This is a genomic window from Streptomyces boninensis (assembly GCF_048572725.1).
GTDB lineage: Bacteria > Actinomycetota > Actinomycetes > Streptomycetales > Streptomycetaceae > Streptomyces > Streptomyces boninensis.
Window position 1 is genome coordinate 8932043 of record NZ_CP183837.1, and the last position, 22581, is coordinate 8954623.

Annotated in this window: 16 protein-coding genes and 1 pseudogene; 8 read left to right on the top strand and 9 right to left on the bottom strand. The window is 71.4% G+C overall.

Annotated elements, in window-relative coordinates:
* Positions 1-75: 75 nt before the first annotated feature.
* The 4 genes from ACNNMR_RS40250 to ACNNMR_RS40265 all read left to right on the top strand — a co-directional run bounded on the left by ACNNMR_RS40250 (position 76) and on the right by ACNNMR_RS40265 (position 3917).
* Positions 76-999 carry an alpha/beta hydrolase family protein gene (locus tag ACNNMR_RS40250; RefSeq protein WP_419999683.1) on the top strand — a complete coding sequence of 308 codons (924 nt, stop codon included), beginning with the start codon at positions 76-78 and terminating at the stop codon, positions 997-999.
* Positions 1000-1081: 82 nt separating this feature from the next.
* Complete coding sequence (locus tag ACNNMR_RS40255) at positions 1082-2683, top strand: LuxR C-terminal-related transcriptional regulator (protein ID WP_419999684.1); 1602 nt, start codon at positions 1082-1084, stop codon at positions 2681-2683.
* A 70-nt stretch (positions 2684-2753) separates the two neighbouring features.
* The gene (locus tag ACNNMR_RS40260) at positions 2754-3266 is read left to right on the top strand and encodes a mycothiol transferase (RefSeq protein ID WP_419999685.1); all 513 of its coding nucleotides are present in this window, start codon (positions 2754-2756) and stop codon (positions 3264-3266) included.
* Positions 3267-3284: 18 nt separating this feature from the next.
* Positions 3285-3917 (top strand): SMI1/KNR4 family protein, encoded by a 633-nt coding sequence (locus ACNNMR_RS40265; RefSeq protein ID WP_419999686.1) that lies wholly within the window; start codon positions 3285-3287, stop codon positions 3915-3917.
* 26 nt (positions 3918-3943) lie between these two features.
* On the opposite strand, the gene ACNNMR_RS40270 is transcribed toward ACNNMR_RS40265, so the two are convergent.
* The 4 genes from ACNNMR_RS40270 to ACNNMR_RS40285 all read right to left on the bottom strand — a co-directional run bounded on the left by ACNNMR_RS40270 (position 3944) and on the right by ACNNMR_RS40285 (position 9329).
* On the bottom strand, positions 3944-5470 hold the full coding sequence (locus tag ACNNMR_RS40270) for a serine/threonine-protein kinase (RefSeq protein WP_419999687.1): 1527 nt from the start codon (positions 5468-5470) through the stop codon (positions 3944-3946).
* A 75-nt stretch (positions 5471-5545) separates the two neighbouring features.
* Positions 5546-6343 (bottom strand): SAM-dependent methyltransferase, encoded by a 798-nt coding sequence (locus ACNNMR_RS40275; RefSeq protein ID WP_419999688.1) that lies wholly within the window; start codon positions 6341-6343, stop codon positions 5546-5548.
* A complete protein-coding gene (locus tag ACNNMR_RS40280) occupies positions 6340-7353 on the bottom strand; it encodes a superoxide dismutase (RefSeq protein WP_419999689.1) in 1014 nt (337 codons plus the stop codon). Before ACNNMR_RS40280 ends, ACNNMR_RS40275 begins: the two co-directional genes overlap by 4 nt.
* A gap of 143 nt (positions 7354-7496) precedes the next feature.
* Positions 7497-9329, bottom strand: a complete 1833-nt coding sequence (locus tag ACNNMR_RS40285) for a KAP family P-loop NTPase fold protein (RefSeq protein ID WP_419999690.1) — start codon at positions 9327-9329, stop codon at positions 7497-7499.
* Positions 9330-9449: 120 nt separating this feature from the next.
* Here ACNNMR_RS40285 and ACNNMR_RS40290 point away from each other — a divergent pair, with 120 nt between their 5' ends.
* Positions 9450-10601: a magnesium and cobalt transport protein CorA gene (locus tag ACNNMR_RS40290; protein WP_419999691.1), complete on the top strand. Its 1152-nt coding sequence runs from the start codon at positions 9450-9452 to the stop codon at positions 10599-10601.
* A gap of 31 nt (positions 10602-10632) precedes the next feature.
* Here ACNNMR_RS40290 and ACNNMR_RS40295 read toward each other — a convergent pair.
* A pseudogene (locus ACNNMR_RS40295) lies at positions 10633-11482 on the bottom strand (hypothetical protein).
* Positions 11483-11619: 137 nt separating this feature from the next.
* Between ACNNMR_RS40295 and ACNNMR_RS40300 the strand changes: the two are divergent.
* Positions 11620-12456 (top strand): enoyl-CoA hydratase/isomerase family protein, encoded by an 837-nt coding sequence (locus ACNNMR_RS40300; RefSeq protein ID WP_419999692.1) that lies wholly within the window; start codon positions 11620-11622, stop codon positions 12454-12456.
* 3 nt (positions 12457-12459) lie between these two features.
* Here the strand turns inward: ACNNMR_RS40300 and ACNNMR_RS40305 are convergent, their stop codons facing one another.
* Both ACNNMR_RS40305 and ACNNMR_RS40310 read right to left on the bottom strand, forming a co-directional pair.
* Positions 12460-13356, bottom strand: coding sequence for an SDR family oxidoreductase (locus ACNNMR_RS40305; RefSeq protein WP_419999693.1), 897 nt, complete (start codon positions 13354-13356; stop codon positions 12460-12462).
* A gap of 45 nt (positions 13357-13401) precedes the next feature.
* Complete coding sequence (locus ACNNMR_RS40310; protein ID WP_419999694.1) at positions 13402-14706, bottom strand: lipase/acyltransferase domain-containing protein; 1305 nt, start codon at positions 14704-14706, stop codon at positions 13402-13404.
* 138 nt (positions 14707-14844) lie between these two features.
* On the opposite strand from ACNNMR_RS40310, the gene ACNNMR_RS40315 reads away from it, so the two are divergent.
* Entirely contained in the window at positions 14845-19266 is a 4422-nt protein-coding gene (locus ACNNMR_RS40315; protein WP_419999695.1) for a hypothetical protein, read from the top strand.
* A 27-nt stretch (positions 19267-19293) separates the two neighbouring features.
* On the opposite strand, the gene ACNNMR_RS40320 is transcribed toward ACNNMR_RS40315, so the two are convergent.
* Together ACNNMR_RS40320 and ACNNMR_RS40325 are read right to left on the bottom strand one after the other, a co-directional pair.
* On the bottom strand, positions 19294-20838 hold the full coding sequence (locus ACNNMR_RS40320) for a SulP family inorganic anion transporter (RefSeq protein WP_419999696.1): 1545 nt from the start codon (positions 20836-20838) through the stop codon (positions 19294-19296).
* Between the two features lie 62 nt (positions 20839-20900).
* Positions 20901-21257 carry a hypothetical protein gene (locus ACNNMR_RS40325; protein ID WP_419999697.1) on the bottom strand — a complete coding sequence of 119 codons (357 nt, stop codon included), beginning with the start codon at positions 21255-21257 and terminating at the stop codon, positions 20901-20903.
* A gap of 134 nt (positions 21258-21391) precedes the next feature.
* Between ACNNMR_RS40325 and ACNNMR_RS40330 the strand changes: the two genes are divergently transcribed.
* Positions 21392-22432: a LacI family DNA-binding transcriptional regulator gene (locus tag ACNNMR_RS40330; protein ID WP_419999698.1), complete on the top strand. Its 1041-nt coding sequence runs from the start codon at positions 21392-21394 to the stop codon at positions 22430-22432.
* Positions 22433-22581 lie beyond the last annotated feature (149 nt).

Sequence of the window (22581 nt, forward strand, 5' to 3'; positions counted from 1 at the left end):
GCCGCTGTCAGCGACCGAAGCGGAGCCGCGCGGTCCCCCTGCGCGGCTGCGCTCCCGAGGAGAGGAAACCTCGTCGTGCAGCACACCACCCCCACCCCGAGTCACCGCCGCCGGGCGCGCCGCCGCACCAGGCGCCTCATCGGCGCCGGCCTTGCCGTGCTCCTGACCACCGGCGGCGTGATCACCAGCCAGGCACTCGGCGCCGAGTCCGCGGAGAATCCGTACGAACGCGGCCCCGACCCCACCACCTCCAGCATCGAGGCGCCGCGCGGCCACTACGCCACCTCGCAGACGACGGTCTCCCGCGTGAGCGTCACCGGCTTCGGCGGCGGCACGATCTACTACCCGACGTCGACGTCCGACGGCACCTTCGGCGCGATCGCCATCTCGCCCGGCTTCACCGCGCTGCAGTCGTCGATCGCCTGGCTCGGCCCGCGGCTGGCCTCGCAGGGCTTCGTCGTCTTCACGATCGACACCAACACCACCGCCGACCAGCCCGCCAGCCGCGGCCGGCAGCTGCTCTCCGCCCTCGACTACCTCACCCAGCGCAGCAGCGTCCGCAGCCGCATCGACACCTCGCGGCTCGGCGTGATGGGCCACTCGATGGGCGGCGGCGGCACGCTGGAGGCCGCCAAGTCCCGTACGAACCTGCAGGCGGCGATCCCGCTCACCGGCTGGAACACCGACAAGAGCTGGCCGGAGCTCAAGACCCCGACGCTCGTCGTGGGCGCGGACGGCGACACCATCGCCCCCGTGTCCTCGCACTCCGAGCCCTTCTACACCAGCCTGCCGTCGAGCCTCGACCGGGCCTACCTGGAGCTGAACGGCGCCAGCCACTTCACGCCGAACACCTCCAACACCACCATCGCGAAGTACTCCATCTCGTGGCTGAAGCGCTTCATCGACAACGACACCCGCTACGAGCAGTTCCTGTGCCCGCTCCCGCAGCGGAGCACCACGATCCAGGAGTACCGGGGCAACTGCCCGCATGAGGGCTGAGTTCCGCCTTAGTACGGTGCCGGGCCCGCGCACCGACGCGCGGGCCTGGCGCGGTGTGGGCCGCGGTCGTAGCGTGACGGACGTGACCCGAGCGAACGGCGCGTCCTCGCCGCGGCCCGCGGACCCCGCGCGCGGGCGGTCCGCGCTGGGGCATGGGCTGCTGGCGCTGCGCACCGGGCCGGTCGCGGATGCGCGGGCTTCGCTGTTGCTGGCGGCGCGGCTGCTGGAGGAGGACGGGGATCACGAGGGGGCGTTACGGGCCCGGCTGGCGGCCGCGGAGGCGTGTTGGGCGATGGGGGATGCGGCCGCGTATCGGGAGGTGCTTGGTCGTCCGGGATCTGCGCGCGGTGGGCTGCTGGAGCGCTATTTGCGCGGGATGACGGCCGTGGTCGGGGGGCCCGGCCCGGACTTCCGTACCGGGTTCGGGGAGTTACGCGGCGTCGTGGAGGAGGCGGTGTCGGCGTCGGCGGCGTCGTCGTCGGAGGACGATCCGGAGCGGCTGCTGCCTGCGGGCGCGGCGGCTCTGGTGCTCGGCGATCTGGCGGCGGCGGGTGAGCTGGGCGGGCGCGCTCTTGCGATCGCCCGGGCCCATAACCGTACGGACCTTGTCCCGCGCGCCCTTGAGGTCCTCGCCTACGCGGAGCTTCGCCTAGGGCGGCACGTCCGCGCGCGGGCGCACGCCGAGGAAGGGGTCCACGCCGCCCGGGAGGCGGGCGAGACCAACCTCCTCGCGCACCACCATGCCGTCCTCGCTCTCGTCGCCTCCCTGGACGACGACGCCGAGGCGGTCGCGGCCTTCGCCGCCGCGGCGGACGCCACCGCCGTACGGCACGGGCTTGCGCAGGCCAGGACGCTGACGCAATGGGCGCTCGCGCGCGGCGACCTGGCGCGTGGCCGGGCGCCGGAGGCGGCGGCGCGGCTGCGGCCGCTGGTGCGTACGGGCCCGCGGGGCGGGCACTTCGCGGTGCGGATGATGGCGGTGCCGTGCTTCGTGGAGGCGGCGCTGAGCTCCGGCGCGGACGGGGGCGCGGACCGGGAGGAGGCGGCGGACGCGCTGGCGGGTTACGCGGTGTGGGCCGAGCTGGGGCCCGACCCGCAGGCGTCGGCGCAGCTGTTGCGGTGCCGGGCGCTGCTGGCGGCGGACGCCGGCGAGGATGCGGCGGCGGAGGCGTATTTCGCGCAGGCGCTGGCCCGGCATGAGGACTTGGACGGGGAGTTCGAGCGGGCCCGGACCGCGCTGCAGTACGGGCAGTGGCTGCGGCGGCAGCGGCGGCCCGGGCAGGCGCGGGAGGCGCTGCGGGATGCGCATGTGGCGTTCGAGCGGTGCGGGGCGGGGGTGTGGGCCGGGCAGGCGGAGGGGGCGCTGCGGGCTACGGGGGCGGCGGTGTCGACATCGGCGTCGGCGGGCGGGGCCGCCGGGGTGTCCGGGGCTTCCGGCCGGTCCGGGGCCTCCGGAGACGGCGGGTCCGACCTGCCGCCCGTTCTGGCGCAGCTGACGCCGCAGCAGCTGCGGATCGCCCGGCAGGTGGCGGAGGGGGCCACCAACCGCGAGGTCGCCCGGCTGCTGTCGGTGAGCCCGCGCACGGTGGATCACCACCTGCGGAACGTCTTCGCCGCCCTCGGGGTCCGCTCGCGGGTGGAGCTGTCGCGGCTGGTGGCGCGCGCGGAGGAGGATGCGGGGTGACTGTCAGTGGCGGGGTGCACGATGGGGGAGTACCGGACAGCTCGTGCCATACGTGCAAGGAGTCGCCACCATGGCCACCAACGCAGACATGCTCGTCGACCACTTCAACCGGATCCAGGAAGAGGTCGACGCCGTGCTCTCGGGCCTCGGCCCAGAGCAGCTCGAGGCCCGGCTCGACGACGGTGCCAACTCCATCGCGTGGCTGGTCTGGCACCTGACCCGGGTGCAGGACGACCACATCGCGGAGGTCGCGGGGGTGGAGCAGGCATGGACGGCGAAGGGCTGGCAGGAGAAGTTCGGCCTGCCCTTCGCGCCGGAGGCGACGGGCTACGGGCACGACCCGGACGAGGTCGCGGCGGTGCGGGGCGTGACGGCCAAGCAGCTGGCTGGTTACCACGGTGCGGTGCACGACCAGACCCTGGCCTATGTCCGCGGCCTCACCGACGACGACCTCGACCGGGTCGTCGACAAGAACTGGACGCCGGCGGTCACGCTGGGGGTGCGCCTGGTGAGCGTGATCGGCGACGATCTGGAGCATGTGGGGCAGGCGGCGTTCATCCGGGGGGTGCTGGAGCGGCGTTAGAACCCCTAGCCTTCCGCCGTGGGCGAGATACAAGGCCAGGACGATGGGCCCTCCTTCGCGTGGCGGAATCTGCTGCAGCGCTGGAGTGACGAGTGGCTCGATCCGGTGCTGCATGAGCAAGAACGCACAGAACCGTTCCCCCACGAGGTACGCAAGGCCCGCTGGCTGGGTGCCGCGGGGGCCACCAGCGAGGAAGTCGACGCACTCGAGGACCGCCTCGGTGCCAGGCTGCCCATGAGCTACCGACAGTTCCTGCTGACGAGCAACGGCTGGCTCAACACCACTCACGGCATAGACAGAATTCTGGCAGCGCAGGAGGTGGGATGGACCCGGGACCTCGATTCCGGCCTCATCGCCGGCTGGACCAGCGGATACGGCGATGCCGACCTCCGGGTCGATGACGACCAGTACTTTGTCTACGGCGAAGCCCAGGACCCGGCCTCGATCCGACCCGAGTACCTGCCCCACACCTTGAAAATCAGTCATACGCCGGACGCCACGGACGTATACCTCCTCAATCCAAGCGTTGTCACCCCAGCCGGTGAGTGGGAGGCCTGGTATCTCGCCCACTGGCTGCCAGGCGCGGTCCGCTACCGGTCTTTCTGGGACCTGATGAACGACGAGTACACAAGCTTCCGCGACGAGCCGTAACCCACTCAAATCTCGAGCTCAGCGGCTCAGGGGCGGGTGCAGATGCCGCCGCCCTCGGGTGGGCAGTAGAGGTTGCGGTCGGCGCTGTTGTTGCTGAGGTAGCGGCCGTAGCAGAGGCTGGTGGAGGGGCGGTTGATCTTTTTGCAGTATGCGGTGACGGCGTGGCCGTCGGGGAAGGTGCCGGGGGAGTAGACGACCCAGTTGCCGGGGTTGAGGGAGGCGTAGTTGTCGCTGTGCAGCAGCCGGGCGTCGGGCACGCTGCTGCGGATCTTTGCCAGCTGGCTGTCGGCGACCGATTTGCTCTTCTCGCTGTCGAGTACGGCGATCCAGCCGCGGGAGTCGGAATCGGTGCGGGTGGGTGAGGGCTCGCTGGGCCCGGTGCCGCTTGGCTCGGTGTCGCTCGGCTTCGGCGGTGGTGTGGACTTGTCGGGCTGATCGCCTGCCGGGGTGGTCTGCTGTTTCGAGTCCTGCGGCTCCTTGCCGCGTGGCTGTTGGGAGTTGCTGCCCTTGGCGTCGTCGCCGCTCCCGTTGCCGCCATCGTTACCGCCCGCCCACAGTACGAAGCCAGCCGCCATGGCACCGAGCAGCACCATCGCCAGCGCGATCGCGGCCACGAGTAGCGCCGTGCGCTGCCGCGGACCGCCGGGCGGCGCGGGGCGGGGGCTGTCGAGTGCGGTTGGGGTGTATGCCGGGGGAGTGGCGCGTGCGCCGCTGCCGTCCGCCGTCGCGACGGCGGAGCGCAGCATGCCCGCCAGCCGCTCCGCGTCCGGCCGGAGCGCCGGGTCTCGTACGAGCAGTGCCTGCAGCACCGGGGCGAGTGCGCCGGCGCGCTGCGGGGGCGGGAGTGGGGCGTCGAGGACGGCGGCGAGGGTGGCGAGGGTGTTCTCGCGGCGCAGGGGGCTGATGCCCTCCACCAGGACGTACAGCAGCATGCCCAGCGACCACAGGTCCGCGGCCGGGTGGTCGGGGGCGCCGCGGATGCGCTCCGGGGCGATGTATTCGGGGGAGCCGATCACATCGCCGGGCCGGGTCAGCGCGTCCGAGCCCTGCAGCGCGGCGATCCCGAAGTCGGTGAGTACGGCGCTGCCGTCCGCCCGCAGCAGCACATTTCCCGGCTTCACATCGCGGTGGTGGATCCCGGCGGCGTGCGCGGCGCGCAGCGCGGCGAGGACGTCCAGGCCGATCCGCGCCGCCGTAGCCTCGTCCAGCGGACCGCGGGCGGCCAGCCGGTCCTGCAGGCTGCCGCCCGGCACCAGCTCCATGACCAGCCACGGATGCGGGTCGGCGTCGACGATGTGGTGGATGGTGACGACGTTCGGGTGGCTGAGCCGCGCGAGCGCCCGCGCCTCCCGTAACACCCGCTCCCTGAGCATCCGCTGGGTCTCGGGGTCGGCCGCGGCGAGCGCCGGATCGGCGGCCCGCACCTCCTTGAGCGCGACCTCGCGCCGCAGCGCGGTGTCGCGCGCCCGCCACACCGTGCCCATGCCACCGCTGCCCAGCCGTTCGAGCAGCTCGAACCGCCCGTCGATCAATCGCCCCCGGTCCCCGTGCATGCCAAAGAGACTAGCGGTGGCGGCCGACAAGGCGCCCCAAAGTGCCCGTACCGCTCAGGTCTTGTGACGCACTGCTCAGGGCTTGCGCCCCACCGCCCCGTACGCGTCGATCGCCTCCGCCGCCCCGACGTCACCGGCCTCCGGCCGCCACAGCGTGATCGGCACCATCCCCGGCTCGACCAGCTCAAGCCCCGCGAAGCACTCGCCCAGCTGCGCCGGACTCCGCAGCACGTACGGCACCCCGCCCGACTCCGCCAGCTTCTCGCCGCCCTCGACCACGGCCTCACCGGTGTCGGTCCCGTCCCACAGCACGAGGTGGCTGCCGGACGGCACCGCCGCCATCACCGTGCCGACGATGGAGCGCAGCACGGCGAGGTCCTGCTCGTACCCGAGCACGCCCATGAACATCACGGCCACGGGCTCGTTGAAGTCCAGCGTCTTGGCTGCCTCGCGGACGATGACGTCCGGGTCGTGATAGTCGGCGTGGACGTACGTGGTGACGCCTTCGGCCGTGGTGTTGGTCAGCAGTGCGTGGGCGTGGGCGAGCACCATCGGGTCGTTGTCGACATACACGATCTTCGACTCGGGGGCGATCTGCTGTGCCACCTCGTGGGTGTTCTGCATCGTGGGCAGGCCGGTGCCGATGTCCAGGAACTGCCGGATGCCCGCCGTGCCGGCGAGATGCCGTACCACCTGGATCAGGAACTGCCGCGACTGCACCGCCATCGTGACGATGTCCGGATACACCTCGGCGACGGCGTCACCGGCTGCCCGGTCCGCCGCGTAGTTGTCCTTCCCGCCCATCCAGTAATTCCAGATGCGCGCGGCATGCGGCGTCGATGGATCTATCCCGGGAACCTCGGTGCCGCTCACAACGACCCTTTCGACGGCAGCCGGACGGCCACCGCTGTGTATGGCGTGTCCGGCGTCGGCGGTGTCGAGAAGCGGGCGTTGGGGAGGTAGAGGCGGTCGCGGTAGCGGTCCAGGGTGGTGGGGATGTCGAAGCCCGGGTCCGTGATGCGGTCGACCAGCTTGCCGGTGCGGGCCGCGTGGTCGAGGACGATGACGTCGACGGCGTTCTGCCGGTTCTGGGCGACGTACAGGGCGCGGCCGAGCAGCAGCATGCCGTCGCCGTTCGGGAGCCGCGCCGCGCCCAGGTCGACGCGGCGGGCGATGCCGGTCGCCGGGTTGACGCGCATCAGGCTGCCGCCGTCCAGGTATTGGTTGACGAGCAGGAGGCCGCGGCCGTCCGGGGTGCGGGTGAGGCCGTTCGAGGTGAACTCGCCCGCGGGCGCCTGCTTCCAGTCGCCTTTGAGTGCCACCGTCTCGAAGTCGTCCGGCAGCCCGCCGCGGCGGCCGAGGCGGAGTCCGTACAGGAGCGGCTGAAAAGAGTTGGTGAACCAGGCCGCGTCGGGGGTCAGGACCACGTCGTTGACGAAGTTCTCGTCGGGGCTGCCCGCCTGGTACGTCTTCAGTACGGTGCCGTCGGCCGCGGAAGCCACACGCAGCTGGCCGCTGGGGCCACCGCTCTCGAAGATCCGGCCGTGCCGGTCCGTCTTCAGGCCGACGGTCGGGGCGCCCGGTGCCGGACCGATCACCTTCCCGCGCCCGGTGGCCAGGTCGACCCGGTAGATCGCGCCGTCCGCGAGCGAGCCGAAGTAGGCGTACGGGCCTGGGCCGATGGCGATGCCCTCGGGGCGGAAGCCGTTCGGCAGCTGCAGGGTGGTGGGCCAGGGGCGGTCGCCGTGGGTGGCCGCCGTGGCGGTCCGGGGACGGGCGGCCGCCGCGGCGGTCCCGGGCAAGGCGGCCGCTCCGGCGGCGAGGGCGCCGGCGGCGAGCAGTCGGCGGCGGGTGATGGGCGATGGGGCGTCGGTGGGTCTCACAGCCGTATTCCTCCATCCGGAAACTCCGCAGCTGCGGTCAGCCACCACCCCAGCACACCGGGGCACCGTGGGCAGCGTATGGTTTCGGCCAGTCGCTGGGGCTCGCCCGATTGCGCCCAACCCGACCGGCCGACCGGCCGGCGTCAGGAGGAGGGCTTCTCCGGGTAGCCGTACGGGTCTTGCTGCTGGGGCGGGCTGGGCGGACTGGGGCTGCGGCGCGGCTTCTTCTTCTTTCGGGTGTCGGACTCCTCGTCCGCCGGTGCCGAGGACGCGGGCTCCGGGTAGGTGTAGGCGCTTGCCGGCTGCGGCTGCTGTTGTGGAACGGGGTACGTGCCGGTCTCACCTTGGCCGTACGGGTCCCAAGGACTTCCCGACCCGACCTGCGGCGTGGTCGTCCCGGCCGGGATGTACGGATTCGGAAGGGGCACAGGCGCCTGCTCCACCCGGTACGCGCATACCGGACACCACTCGTCCTCGACCGTCACCGGGTGCCCATTGGGGCAGGCTCGCTCCGCCCGCCAGATTTCGCTGCCCCATTGCACGGAGTCGAGGGCAGAGGGTGGCGGTGAGATGGGCGGGCCAGCCGCCGGTGCGGCGCCGGTGCTGCGGACGTGCTGCCACAGCTGGTTCGCCTGCTCCATGGACTCGATGTCGGTGAGCACCGTCACGAAGTCGTCGTCCGTGACCAGTTGCGTGAAGGCCGGCGGTAGCGCTTCCTCGAGCTCGGACAGGTGATCCGTCAAGTCCGCGCCCGGGCTAATTGCCGGTACGGCCAGCTCAAGGCTGCTGAAGAGCTCGGTGACGGGGTTGTGCGGCGACGGAGCGTCGCCCTCGGCCACCGACGAGACGGCGCCGATGTCCGCCACCCCCCGCAGCACCGACCGCGCCTGCCGGTACGCCAGAAAGTCCGACACCATATCCCGGCCCCCGGGCCGCGCCGCCGCCCGGTAGAAGTCCGGATACAGATGCTGCAGCAGCACCACATGAATCAGCGCCTCAGGCCCGAACCCCCACCATTGCGGCGCCAGCTGATACTCCAGCACAAAGCTGTTGATCAGCCGCTTGATCCGCCGCGGATTCCGGCCCGTACGCTCCGCGAGCACATCGAGCAGCGGGCCCCTGATCACCGCGTCCGTGGCGGATTCCGTGGTGTACGCCTGGATCAGGACGCGCGCCTCCTCCCCGGTCGGCACCGGAATCCGGTAGCTGCTCTGGATGATCTTCTCGAGGTAGTCGACGGCCCCGTAACTGCCGCCCCCCGCCTGCCCCGCGGACGCCAGCCGCGCCTGGTCACAGCCGAGCACGAACACCAGCCCCGGCACATCCAGATACACCTTCACGGCCTCGCACACCGCCTGCACGGTCTCATCGCCGCAGCGGTCCAGGTCATCGACGAAGACCACCAGCATGGGCCGCCGCCCAGTCTCGGGTACGGGCGTGGCGACCCAGTCGGCGGCCAGGGACTTGATGACCTGCCGCAGGTCATTGCGGGACTTGGCGTCGCCGGCGAAGGCGGTCCACAGGTCGTCCGCCGCGGAGCCCATCTGCACCAGCTCCAGCACCGCCCGCAGCGCCCCACGCACCGCCGCCAGCACCCGGCCCTGGCGCCCCACCCGGCGCGCCGCGCGACGCAGCGCGCTGCGGTCGAAGCGCTCCAGGACCGACTTGATGAGCGCCTCAAGGGCGTCGTCCCCGTGCGACGTCCAGGCGTTGAACCAGACGCACTCCACCCCCGGCTGCGACTCGAGGTCGGCCTTGACCCGGTGCATCAGGCTCGACTTGCCCATGCCCCAGTCGGCGTCCACGGCGATGGTGAACGGGGTGGTCCAGGCCGAGCGCAGGATCAGCGAGGCGAGCTCGCCGGCGCGCCGGCGGGTGCCCAGCAGGTCTCCGGCCGAGTGCCGGGCGTCGTAGACCGGCTCGTCGTTGAGGAGCCGGAACGGCAAGTTGGTGCTGCGAGGCGCGCTGCGGTCCATGGGACCAGCCTATTGAGCAGCCGGCCCGCACGTATGCGCATTCCAGCCGCATCGCGGGCACCCGTACACCCGCTATCGTCGCGCCCAGCCCGCCCGTACCACCCCAGGAGGGAACCCGCCATGGCCGACCGGCTCCCCCGTGCGCTGCGCCCCGGCCGGCGCTTCGCCCGGATCCAGCAGGAGGGCGCCGCGGACCTGGCGCCCGAGACCACCATGGAGACGCGTTTCCCGACCCAGCCGCCGCCGGTGGAGAAGTCCGTGGTCGACGCCGCGGTCTACCGCGACGGCCGCCGCACCCGTACCCCCGCCACCCTCACGGAGGCGTACGAGCAGCTGCCGCAGGGCGACGGCACGATGGCCTGGATCGGCCTCTACCGCCCCTCCGAGGTGCAGCTGCACGCCGCCGCCGAGGCGTTCGGGCTGCACGAGCTGGCGGTGGAGGACGCGGTGGTCGCGCATCAGCGGCCCAAGCTGGAACGTTACGGCGACACCCTCTTCGTCGTGCTGCGCGCCGCCCGCTACCTCGACGACTCCGAGGAGGTCGACTTCGGCGAGCTGCACCTCTTCGTCGGCCCCGGCTTCGTCCTGACCGTCCGCCACGGCCAGTCCCCGGACGTCGGCCGGGTCCGCCGCCGCCTGGAGGACGACCCGGAGCTGCTGCGGCTGGGCCCGGAGGCGGTCCTGTACGCGATACTCGACGCCGTCGTGGACGGCTACGCCCCGGTGGTGGCCGGCCTCCAGAACGACATCGACGAGATCGAGACCCAGGTCTTCGGCGGCGACCCCAACGCCTCCCGCCGCACCTACGAACTCTCCCGCGAGGTAGTCGAATTCCAGCGCGCCACCCGCCCGCTGCTCGGCATGCTCCGCGGCCTGCAGGCCGGCTTCGAAAAGTACGCCACGGACGAGGAACTGCAGCGCTACCTCCGCGACGTCGCCGACCACGCCACGACGGTCGCCGAGCGCGTGGACGGCTTCCGCCAGGCCCTGACCGACATCCTGACGGTGAACGCCACCCTGGTGAACCAGTCCCAGAACGAGGAAATGAAGGCCTTGGCCGAAGCCAGCAACCGCCAGAACGACGAACTGAAGAAGGCTTCCAGCTGGGCGGCCATCCTCTTCGCCCCGACCCTCATCGCCTCCGTCTACGGCATGAACTTCGATCACATGCCGGAGACGCACTGGCTGGCCGGATATCCCTTCTCGATCTTTCTGATGGCCGTGGTGTGCGTGGTGCTCTATCTGATCTTCAAGCGGCGTGACTGGTTGTAGGCGGGCCGGGCCGGTCCGGCATCCCACGCTGTCAGCCGATGCCGTGGGCGCGCAGCTTGCAGGCGGAGTTCTGATTAGCGAAGAAGCCGGTCCGCCACAACGCTTGCTCGCGCGGCACGGCTTTTGCCCAGTCGACGGGCACGATCCACTCGCGACGGTCCTGACCGCCTTCCGCGTCCGCCGCACCGTCGTGGGCTCGGTAGGTGCCTTTCAGGGTGAGGCCGGTCATCTGCCGGCTCTCGCCGTCAACGGTGAGGGCGGCGTCCTCGAAGGGCTGTGCCTCGCCGGACACCGTGCCCACGCCCACGTATCCCGCCTTGGGAATGTGGGTGAAGATCCGCGCTCCCACCGGCAGCGAACGGAGCGTTCGAGAGAACCAGTCCGTGCCATTCCATGGCTCCTGCTTCTCCCGCCCCTTCTTTCCCGGGGACGGTGCCGAGTCCTCGACGTCGTCAAGTAGCCAGGTACGCGCCAGGTAGGAGCGCCCCTCGTCCACGAAATAGCGGAAGAACAGGACGTTGATGGGGACCCCGTATCCGGTCGCCAGGTAGGTGACGATCCGCTCAGTGGCGGCGTCCATCTCACTCGCGACCACGGTGAGGGCGTGGGTGCTGTTCAACGCTTCCGGGGTGCTGCCGCCGAATCGCAGCGCATATGCCTCATCCAGTTCCTCCGGCAGGTCCCGGCTGCGGGCGTACGCCGCGTAGATCCCCCTCACTTGCTCATTGGTGAGGTCCTGAACCCACGAGCCGTGGTCGAGAAGCTGCGCCACGACCTCGCGCGGAGTGCGGTCCGGCTGGCCTCGACTCAAGTGGCATGGGCCGCTGAGCCAGTCGCACCGGCTTGTCGTCCACCCGCCACAGCCCGAACTCCAGCGGCATCTCGCGCTCCCCACCCGATTCGACACATATCGATGAGTCAACCAGATCCCGAAGAGAGAAGGAGCTCCGTCTGCTGGTGCCGACAGGGAGTAGGCAAGCTAACCTGACGGTACGTCAGATTTGAGGGGAGGGCGCCGATGATCGACACCATCCGTACCGACATCGATGAGGGGGAGGAGCGGCTGCGGCTGGAGGTTGAGGAGGGTGGGGTTGGGGTGCTTACGCTCTGTCGGCCGCGGAAGCTCAATGCTTGGAGTTGGGAGTCCACTCGGCAGCTTGGGTTGATGGCTGATCGGATTCGGTTTGATGATCGGATACGGGTCGTGCTGCTGCGGGCGGAGGGGCGGGCGTTCTGTGCGGGGATCGACGTCGGGGCGCCTGGCGGGGGTATTGCCGGGAGGTCGGGGTCGGAGCGTACGCGCAACTATCACGAGGGGATTCGCTGGGCGCATGAGCGGATGCGGCTCTTTGCCGGGCTGCCGCAGCCGGTCGTGGCTGCGGTGCAGGGGTATTGTCTGGGGTTTGGTTTTGAGCTGGCGCTGATGGCGGATGTGCGGATCGCCGGCGAGGATGCCGTCTTCGCGTTGCCGGAGGCGCAGTTGGGGGTTGCTGTCGACGCTGGTGGGGATCTGCGGATTGCGCGGGAGGCGGGGGCGGGGTGGGCGAAGTATCTGGCGCTTACCGGACGTCGTATCGATGCCGCTACTGCTGAGCGGCTGCATCTTGTGCAGGAAGTGACGGCGGTCGATGAGCTGCAGAAGGCCGCGCGGGGTGCGGCCGTCGAGATCGCCGCCAATGCGCCGCTTGCGGTGCAGGGCATCAAGCGCGATATCGACGCCTTTGCGGACGCGGGTCTCGCCGCCGCGCTCGAGCACTCCGCCTTCGCCGCGGCGGTCACCCTGACCTCGGAGGACTCACGGGAGGGCTTCATGGCGAAGGGGGAACGGCGGCCGCCGGACTTCGAAGGAAGGTAGATTTCAACTACCGAACGGCCCCCGCCCCAACTGCTCCCGTATCGGCACGACCTGCGGCGTCACCAGATCCCGCCGCTGCCAGTTCGCGCCGTCCACCACCAGTGTGTGCCCGCTGATGAAGCGCGCGTACGGCGAGGCGAGGAAGGTCGCCGCCCAGCCGAGCTCGCGCGGCGCACCCACGCGCAGCGCGGGTTGCCGGGCGTCGGCATCCCGGACCCGGTCCAGATTCGCGCGGATGTCCGCGGTCATGTCATCGTGCGGCATCAGCCCAGGCACAAGGCCGTTGACCTGGATCCCGTACGGCCCCCACTCCACGGCGAGCGTCTCGACCAGGTTCTTCACCCCGGCTTTCGCTGCGGCGCTGTGGGCGTAGCCGGGGCCGCCGGTCCAGGCGTACGAGGCGCCGACGTTGACGATCGAGCCGGAAGCCCTGGCCGCCAAGTGCCGGCGCGCGAACTCCCGCGCCATGAAGTACGTCCCGTTCAGCGTGATGTCGACGACCGAGCGCCAGGCATTCGGCGACATGTCCTCCGCCGGGACCGGGAAGTTCGCCGCCGCGTTGTTCACGAGCACGTCCGGCAGCCCGAGCTCCCGCTCCGCCGTGTCGTAGACCTCGGCTATCCGCTCCGGATCCCGGATATCGCAGGCGACCGTCAGCACCCGTGCCCCAAGCGCCCCAAGCGCCGCCTCCGCGGCCTTGAGATGCTCGTCCTTCCGGCTCGCCACGACCAGATCCGCCCCCAGCCGCCCGAACTCGGCCGCGATCGCCTTGCCGAGCCCGGTGCCGCCGCCGGTCACGAGGACGACGTGACCGTCGTACGTCCCCGGCGGCAGCGCGCCGGTGCCTTCAGGGGGAGGTGCGGGCAGGCCGGGTGGGGGAGTCGCGCCGTCGTCCGTCATGGCCGCATCGATACCTGACCCGCCCGTAAACCTCCATAGTCGACTTCAAGGTGCGGCGAGGACGATGGATGTGACGGGGTGGACCCGGCCGCCGGTGGGAGCGGCGTCTCCCACGGTGATGCGCCAGGCTCCGGGGGCGGGCAGTTCGAGGCGGGCGTCGTAGCGGCCGGCGCCGCGATTGCGGAGGGCGTACGCGCGGGTGGTCTCGCCCGATTCCGCGTCCTGGGCCGTGGCGGAAAGCGCCAGGTCATCGGCGTCGGCGTCGAGGGTGACGGGGCATACCCCGGCCTCGACCACTTCCGGTGTGTCGATGCCGAGTTCCAGCCTGCCGTCGAGGAAGGACCGCGGGGAGCGAGCCGTCAGGATCGCCTCGATCTGGTTCAGCAGTGCGCGCTCGTTCTGCAGGGCACCGTGTTTCTGTGCGAAGTAGCGGACCCCGGTGTCGTCGGTGAAATCCGGCGGGAAGCAGGAGAAGCGCGGCACGGTGCCGTCTCCGCGGTGGTCCTCGCCGTCGAGGGCGCGGCTGATCCGGAAGGACTCGTCGGCTTTGTCCCGCACCGCCGACTGCGCGGTCGGCTGCCGGCTGCCGCCGAAGATATGCAGTTCGTAGCGCGCGTTCCGGGGGGCCGCCTGTTCCAGTTCCTGGTGGAGGCGCTGGGCACTGGCGAGATGCCCTGCGTCCGCGGCGAGAAGATCCGCCGGCGCCAGCGCAGTTCTGCTGCCGTCCGGAGCCACCACGCAAGGCCAGGTGGGCAGCAATTGATGAAGGGACGGCAGGGATCGAGCGAGTCGGGTGAAGGGGCGGGACAGCGGCCCGAGCCGGGGGGCGACGCCGGACTGGAGGGTCGAGAGTGCGTTGATGGAGCCGCGGTAGGGCGTGCCAATCGTGATGAGGCGCCGGGTAATGGCGCTGCCGCCCAGCACATCGACGTAATAGCGGGCGATCAGGCCGCCCATCGAGTGGGCAATGAAGACCACTTCGGCCTCGGGGTTGCCGCTGCGTCGGCGCCACTCCTCGAGCATCGCCTCCACGCGGCGGCCCATACGTGCGGCGTTGAGCCGGACCGAAACCCGCCAGTCATAAGCGAATTCACACAGATTGCCGGCGGAGAAATCCAGCCTACGGCGCAGAAACGTAAACAACGCCGCATAGCCGTCGACCGCGGAAACGCCGGGCAGAACATGCAGACCCCGCAGCACCGCCACGGCTTCAACGCCGTCTCGCGGGTCCTCGTCCCCGATTCCGGGCGGCAGGGCAAGACCGTCCAGGTCCTTGAGCCGGCCGAGGGCATGCCGTCCGGCGACCGCCAGGGTGGCATTCCACACCTCCCGACCGTCTCGCGCCAGCACGCTTCCCATGATGCCGGGCAGTACTACGACCAAGTCCCCGGTATGCCCAGGTGCCACCAATCCCCCCTGAGATCTAGGATGCGACTAGCTCGACGGTGATTCTGGCACAGCCGGGATCCGGCAACAGCGGGGGCGTAGTTGAGGCAGCACAAGGCGCACTTCGTGACGGTCGGGATGGGCGGTTACCGCGAAACCGGCTGGATGAAGCTGGACCATGTCCCGGGAAGCGTGGAGCGTATCCGGGCCCTGCTGAGCGCCCTCGGATACGAGCAGGAGCTGGACGGGCTCGCCGGAGGCGGAAAGTGCACGTGGATCAACGAGCAGCTCGGCGAGTGGCGCGGCTCCGGCCGGAGCCTGGTGCTCTATTGGACGGGGCACGGTCGCATTGATGCGGACAAGCACTTCCTGATCACCGAGGACTCCCCGGACAGCGGTGGGCTGAGTCATGTGAACGCGTTCCCCACCGAGGGACTGGGCCGGATCCTGGCCCAGCGCGACTACGAAGAAGTGCTGGTGCTGATCGACTGCTGCGCGAGCGGCGCCGCCGCCACGCGGATCGCCGCCGAGATCGCTTCGGTGATGGACCACACCACCCGGGCCGGGCCCCGGCGCCGATTTGCGGTGATCTCTTCGGCGAGCGGATACGACAGCGCCGAGGACGGGGTCTTCGCCGAGACCTTGGAGCGGGTGGTCCGGCACGGCCCCGAGGACCGGAGGTGGACCGAGCACGACGTCTTGATCCATTCTGATGCGCTGGCGGCCGTGCTGCACGACGAGCTCGAGGCGCGGGACGGTGCGACGGACTACCGGGCCGTGGGCGCGCCCGTACCCGCACTGCGCAATCCGCTGCACCCGAGCGCGTCCATCCCCGACGAGGATGTGGAGACCAAGCGGCTGCGACGGCTGCGCGCCGGCGACCTCGACCAGCACCTCGTGCTGTCCGCGCGTGGCATCGAGGTCGGTGAGACCGGTTGGTTCTTCTGCGGCCGTGAGCAGTTGATCGAGCGGCTGGTCGGCTGGTTGAAACGGGCCGAGCGAGGGCTGTTCGTGGTGACGGGCTCGCCCGGCACCGGCAAGTCGGCGATCCTGGGCCGGATCGCCACCCTGTCCGTGCCCGAGCTGCGGGCCATCGCCGAGTCGGAGGGTGCGCTCACCGGCACGCCGGAGACGGCGCTGCCCGAGCCGGACTCCATCGATGTGGCGCTGTCCTGCCGGAACAAGACGCTGGACGACTGCCTGCGGGCGATCGCCGACGGCCTGGACCTGCCGCTGGAAGAGGAGCGGCGGCGCGCTGTCGATGTCGTCCGGGAGGTCGGCGAACTGGGTCGGCGGGTAGCCGTCGTCGTGGACGGTCTCGACGAGGCCACGGTCTCCGAGGCCATCTCGATCGCTGCGGACCTGCTTCGTCCGCTGGCCGATCTCCCGGGAGTACGCGTGATCGTCGGCACCCGGCCTGAGCGCGCCGGAGACGCGGCGGCCCGGGCCCGTAACGACGGCCCGTTGCTGCGGCCGCTGAAGGCCGATGAGATCGCCATCCTGGACGACGAGCCGGAGCGCGTCCGGGACCTGGAGGCATACGCGTACCGGCGGCTGCTGGAGGCGCCGGGGTCGCCCCTGCGCGCCCAGGAGCGCCTGGCCCGCTCCTGGGCGGACCGGATCGCGGAGGCGAGCGGCGGTGTCTTCCTTTACGCCCGGGTGGCCGCGCGGGCGGTACTGAACAGCCCCGACGGAGTCGGCGCGGGGCCGCGGATCTCGTCGCTGGCCGGCAGCCTCAGTGACGTCCTCGACCAGGAACTCGGCCGGTTCCCGGACCCCGAGCGGGTGCGGGAATTGCTGTATCCGCTGGCATGGGCGGAGGGCGCGGGACTGCCGCGCCGCGAGGTGTGGCCGCTGCTGGCCACGGCGCTGGCGGGCAGCGGCCGGCGCTACACCGACCGCGACATCGCCTGGATTCTCGAACACGCGGGTTTCTATCTGGTGGAGTCCGGCGAGGCCGGGCAGACGGTCTACCGGCTGTACCACCAGGCACTCATCGACTACTTCCGCAGCCGGTCCCCGCTCGATGCCCAACTGCGCGTCACGCGCGCCCTGCTGAAGACCGCCGACGGCGGCGGATCCGCCGCGTGGGCGCAGGTCAACCCGTATCTCCGCCTCCACTTGGCCGCTCACGGCCGGGCCTCGGGAACGCTGCCGGACATGGTCCAGGACAGCGGCTTTCTCGCCCATACCCATCCGTCGCGCACGGCGGCCGCCCTGCTGGCCGTTCCGGAGCGTTTCACGCTCCCTGCGGCGCGCCTCTACCTGCGCGTGTGGCACCGGCTTGCCGACCTCTCCGCGGAAGAGCGCCTGCGCAAGCTGCACATGACGGCATGGCTGGACGAGCCCGAGGCGCTCGCGCTGTTCGACGGCCGGGCTCCGATACCCGCACGGGTGGTGGCGGCCTCGGCGCCGTCCGACGACTTCAGCCTGAGCCTGCGCGGCCATTCCGGTCCGGTGACGGCGATCACCACCGTCGGCTGGCCGGACGGCCGCGAGCTGCTGGCGTCGGCCGGTGGCGACGGCACGATCCGAGTCTGGGACCCCGACAACGGGGAGACGCGACTCGTCCTCACCGACACACCGGCGACGGTGACGGCCCTGGCCACGCTGACTGATACCGGCGGGCGCCGCCTGCTGGCGGCGGGCGTGGAGCAGGAGATCTACGTATGGGATGTGCCCGAAGGCAGGCTGCTGACCGTGCTGCACGGGCACAGCGGCAGAGTCCTGTGCCTGACGGCGTGCGACAGCGGTGGCAGCCCGGTCCTCGTCTCGTCGGGGGAGGACCGGGTCATCCGGGTATGGCAGGCCGACATCTGGTCGCAGTCGGAGCTCACCGGCCACTTCGGGCCCGTCGCGGCGCTCGCGGCCCGGGCCCTGCCTGACGGGCCCCGGGTCCTGGTGTCCGCCGGTGCGGACTGCACCGTGCGGATGTGGGATCTGGACGCGTTGGAGCAGATCGACACGCTGTACGGACATACCGGACCCGTGGAAACGGCGGTGCACCTCGGGACCCGGGATGGCAGCCACTTCGCCGCGACCGGCGCGAATGACGGGGAGATCCGCGTCTGGGATCTGAGCAAACGCACGGCCTACGGGGCCTATCCCGGCCGGGTCGGCCGGATCCGCGGGATGACGGCGTTCACCGGCAGCGGCGGGGAGCCCGCGTGGCTCGGGGCCGCAGGCACCCACGCGCGGCTCAGCGTCAGCGACCCGCTGGCCCTTGCGGTGCGGGGGATCTTCAACAACAGGTCGGAGGAAGTCCGCGACCAGGATCTGAGCGTTCCCAAGCTCGGCTCCGGCAGGCAGATCGCGGTGAACCCGGAGCCGGGGAAACGCGGCCCCACTGAGCCGGCCGAGGAACTCGGGACGTCCTACGCGCTCGCCTCGCTCACCTCGGCGGGCAGCGTCTGCCTCGCATCGGTGGGATGGGACGGCATGGTGCGGCTCTGGGATCCGGCCAGGCTGGGACCGGCGGATCAGCCCGACTACGGCAAGCGGCGGGCGCGGCACATCGCCCCGCTGCCGGGCGGCATCGGCGAGCGGCCGCACCTAGTCACCGCCACTGGGGGCAGTGGCGTGTCCGTCATCGATGTCCTCGGCGGCGGGGAGACGGTGCTGCTGGAGGGGTTCCTCCCGGTGGCCGCACTCACGGCGTTCCGCACTCCCGACGGGGCGCCTCACGTGGCAGTGGTGGAGGGGCGATCCGCGAGGCCACTGTTGATGCGCGTGGACACCGGAACGATCCTCGAGGGACCGAAGCTGGCGATAGGCACGGCGCGGCCGTCGCTGGGCGACCCGCTGCGGTGGCACGCGGAGCCGGCGTTGCTGCGATCCCACGTCGCCCCTGGGAATGCGGCGGTCCTGGCGCTCAACCAGGACGGGTACACGCATGTATGGGCCTGGCAGCGTGCCGAAGGAGCAAACCACCGGCAGGAGACGTTCCACTTCGTCGTTCCGTGCCCCGGTGACCAGAGCGATGACGCTGTGCCGCTGGCCACCCGCCACGGCGACATCCTGATCGCGGAGCCCACCGCCAACGGCACCGTCGTCCTGCATACGCTGCGCGGCCGCAGAAGGCGAGCGGCAGCCACCCTTACTTACCCGACGGGCATCCGGGTTGCTCCGCCGCTGCCGGTGATGGGACCTCGGGGCGAGTACGAACTCGCCGTGGCCGTGCGACCGGACAGCATGGGCGAGGGCGGCGGCATCGCGGAGACGCAGATCGTACTCGCCCAGCTCTACGGCCGCCGACGTCGCAGCACCACGATCCCCAGCGGGCACCGCGGGGACATCGAGCACTGGGCCGTGCTCAGCCGGGCCGACGGCCCCGACCTGATTGTCGGGGCCTGCGACGACGGCGCGCTGCGCATCTGGGACGTCCGGTCCGCCAGACCGGACCGGCCACTCGTCGTACCCCTCCCGGGGCAGCCCGCCGAACTGGCGGTGGAGTCACCCGACATGGTGCTCGTGCTGATCCGGGAGCACTGGATCGCCCTGCGGGTGCACGGCCTCGACGCGTGAGCCGCCCCGGCCCCGCTGCATAGGCCGTCAACTGTGCCCCGTGTCGGCCTTGGCCGGCTCCGGCGGCGGGGGTGGCTGGGCCGACACCGGCACCACCCCATGCGTACGAGGCGTGGTGACGAGGCGGACCGGTTCGCCGCCGCCCGCGTGGTGCCGTTCCACCCAGGTCGACAGGGCGGCGCCGCAGGCGTGGTCGACGTGGTGCAGCTCCGAGAGCTCCAGGATGATGGGGCGGTCAGTCGGCAGTGACTCCAGGGTGTCGAGCAGCTTCGGCAGCCGGAGGAAGGTGGCGTGTCCGGCGGGGCGCACGGTGATCGGCCCGTTGCCGGAGCGGTCGACGGTCGTGTGGACGTGCGAGCTGTCCCAGGCCGTCTTCACCACCGCGATGGCCAGGCCGATCAGCACGCCCTCGAACATGTTGACCAGGACGATGGCGGCCGCGGTGGCCACCAGCACCACGACCTCGCCGCGGTGTTCGCGCCACAGGACGCGCAGGTGCGCCAGCGGCAGCAGCTTGAAGCCCGAGTACACCAGCACGCCCGCGAGCGCGGCGAGCGGGATGAGGCCGAGGACGGCGGGCAGCAGCGCGGCGAAGAGCAGCAGCCAGCCGCCGTGCAGGACGTGGGAGAGCTTGGTCTGTGCGCCGGCCTGGACGTTGGCGGCGCTGCGCACGATGACCGCGGTCATCGGCAGCGCGCCGAGCAGGCCGCAGACCGTGTTGCCCGCGCCCTGCGCCATCAGCTCCTTGTCGTACGAGGTCCGCGGTCCGTCGTGCATCCGGTCCACCGCCGCCGCACTGAAGAGGCTCTCGGCCGAGGCGATGAGGGTGAAGGCGATGACCGTGCCCGCCGCCCCGGTGAGCGCGCCGAAGGCGGCGGCGTCCGGTGGCTGGATGACCTTCAGGAGGCCGCTGACCTCGACCGTACGGGCCGGTAGGTCGAGGGCGAAGGCCGCGGTGGAGGTCAGGAGGACGGCGGCGAGGGCGCTGGGGAGGAGCCGGATCCGGGCGGGGAGCGAGGGCCAGATGGCCATGAGAGCGATCGCTGCGGCGCCCAGCGCGAAGGTGGTCAGGGCCTGGGGCGAGCCGGCCAGGTCGGCGGCCAGGCCGGGCAGGCCGGTGAACTTCGCCAGCCCGGCAGCCGGGGCCTCGGCGTCGGCCATCGCGTACAGCTGCCCGGCGATCAGGATGAGGCCGATGCCCGCGAGCATGCCCTCGACGACGGATATCGAGATGGCCCGGAAGAGGCGGCCGAGGCGTAGGGCGCCGAGGAGCAGTTGCAGGGCGCCGGCGGCGAGGACGATGGCGCCGAGAGCGGGCAGCCCGTACTCCTGGACGGCCTCGAAGACCAGCGCGGTCAGGCCCGCGGCCGGGCCGCTGACCTGCAGGCTGCTGCCCGGGAGCAGGCCGGTGAGGAGGCCGCCGACGATGCCGGTGACCAGGCCGAGTTCGGCGGGGACGCCGGAGGCGACGGCCACGCCCACGCAGAGGGGGACGGCGACCAGGAAGACGGCGAGGGAGGGGAGGAAGTCGGTGCGGAGGGCATGGCGGAAGGACGGCTTTGCAGCGGGCATGGTGCTCTTTCGCTCGCGGTGGTGCAGGTTCCGGGTGGGCGTTCCGGGCGGGAGCGAAAGGATCAGTGGCGGAAGGTCTGCAGGGTGGCGGGGGTGGGCGTGGCGCCGGCGGTCGGGCGGCTTGCCTCTCTCGCCGTTCTGGACAGGTCGGGGCGCGGGCGCGGCTTCCGGGGCTCGACGGTGAGCGGAGCGGCGGGCGGGGGCGCGGCGGCGTCCGGGCCCGTACCGGAGGAGGCGGTCCTGGCGGCGGTGCCCGTCAGCGCGGCCGCCGCGGGGGCGGGCTTGGGTGCGGGCATCGACTCGGCGCCGGGGGCGGCTTCGGCGGCGAAGGAGGGGATCGCCCCGAGGTGCCCGAGCGTCGCAGGTGCGAACAGGCAAGCGAACAGGAGGACGAGGGCCGCGGCTGCTCGGCGTGCCATGAATCCCTCCTGGTGGCGTGCGGGCGGGAAGTCTGACGCTAACCAGCATGCGTGAAAGGGGAGTTACCCGACAGTGAACATTGCATCGAGGGCGGGGCTTCCGGTGGCACGGCGGGCGTGAAAAGGTGTCGCGCATGGCGGAGGAGCTGCCGGCGCCCCAGCGGGCCAAGGACAAGAAGCGCCCGACGATCTGGGAGGTCGCCCGCCTCGCGGGCGTCTCGCACCAGACCGTCTCCCGCTTCCTGCGCGGGGATCCGACCGTACGGCCGGAGACGGCGCGCAAGGTCGCGGCCGCGGTCAAGGAGCTCGGCTACCGGCCGAACCAGGCCGCGCGCACGATGCGCACGCGCCGCTCGAACCGGCTCACGCTGATCCTGCCGGGCAGCACCGAACGGATCTCGCCGGAGCTGCTGCGGGGGGCGGCGGCGGAGGCGCATGAGGCCGGGTATCTGCTGGATGTCGTCAGCCTGGAGGGCGATGCGGAGGCGCGGGCGGCGCGGCTGGAGGAACTGCTGCAGCCCGAGGGGACGGATGGGGTGCTGTCCTTCACCTCGCTCGGCGAGCGCTCACCCGCGGAGCAGACCGTGCCCATCGTCATCGACGGCGTCTACGACGACGAGATGCGCTCCCGCGGCGACTTCGCCGACGCGACGCTCGCCGCCGATCTCATACGGCACCTCGCGGACCTGGGCCACCGCCGCTTCGCGCATGTCGCCGGGCCCGACGAGTGGCCGTCGGCGGCGGGGCGGCGGGCGGTGTACGAGGAGACGCTCGCCCGGCTCGGGCTTGAGTCGCGCGCCATCGCCTCTGGGGACTGGAGCATGCGCGCCGGGTGGGAGGCGGCCAAGGGGGTCATCGCGGACTGCGGGGCCACCGCCGTGTTCGCGGCCTCCGACCAGATGGCCTTCGGGGTCATCACCGGGCTGCAGAGCATGGGGATCGAGGTGCCGCGGGACATCAGCGTCTGCGGCTGGGACGACTGGGAGATCGGGCGGTACTTCCGGCCGACCCTGACCACGGTGAGCGTGAACCGGGAGCGGCAGGGGCGGCAGGCCGTGCGCAGGCTGCTGGCGCGGCTGCGGGTGGCGGCGCCGGAGGGGGCGGTGAGGGCGGCGGAGCTGAGCCGGATCATTCTTCGCGAATCGACCGGTCCCGCGCCTGAGCGGCTCGCCTAATAGGCGCTAATAGCAACCGCTTACTTCCAACGTTGGAAATCTGCGCGCAACCCCTTGTGTGATCGTTCACTCAAACTTAGTGTCGCGGTCAACCGGCCCCTCACTTCCCTGGAGACGGGCCGCGCCCCTCGAGCCCCTTGGATCCTCAG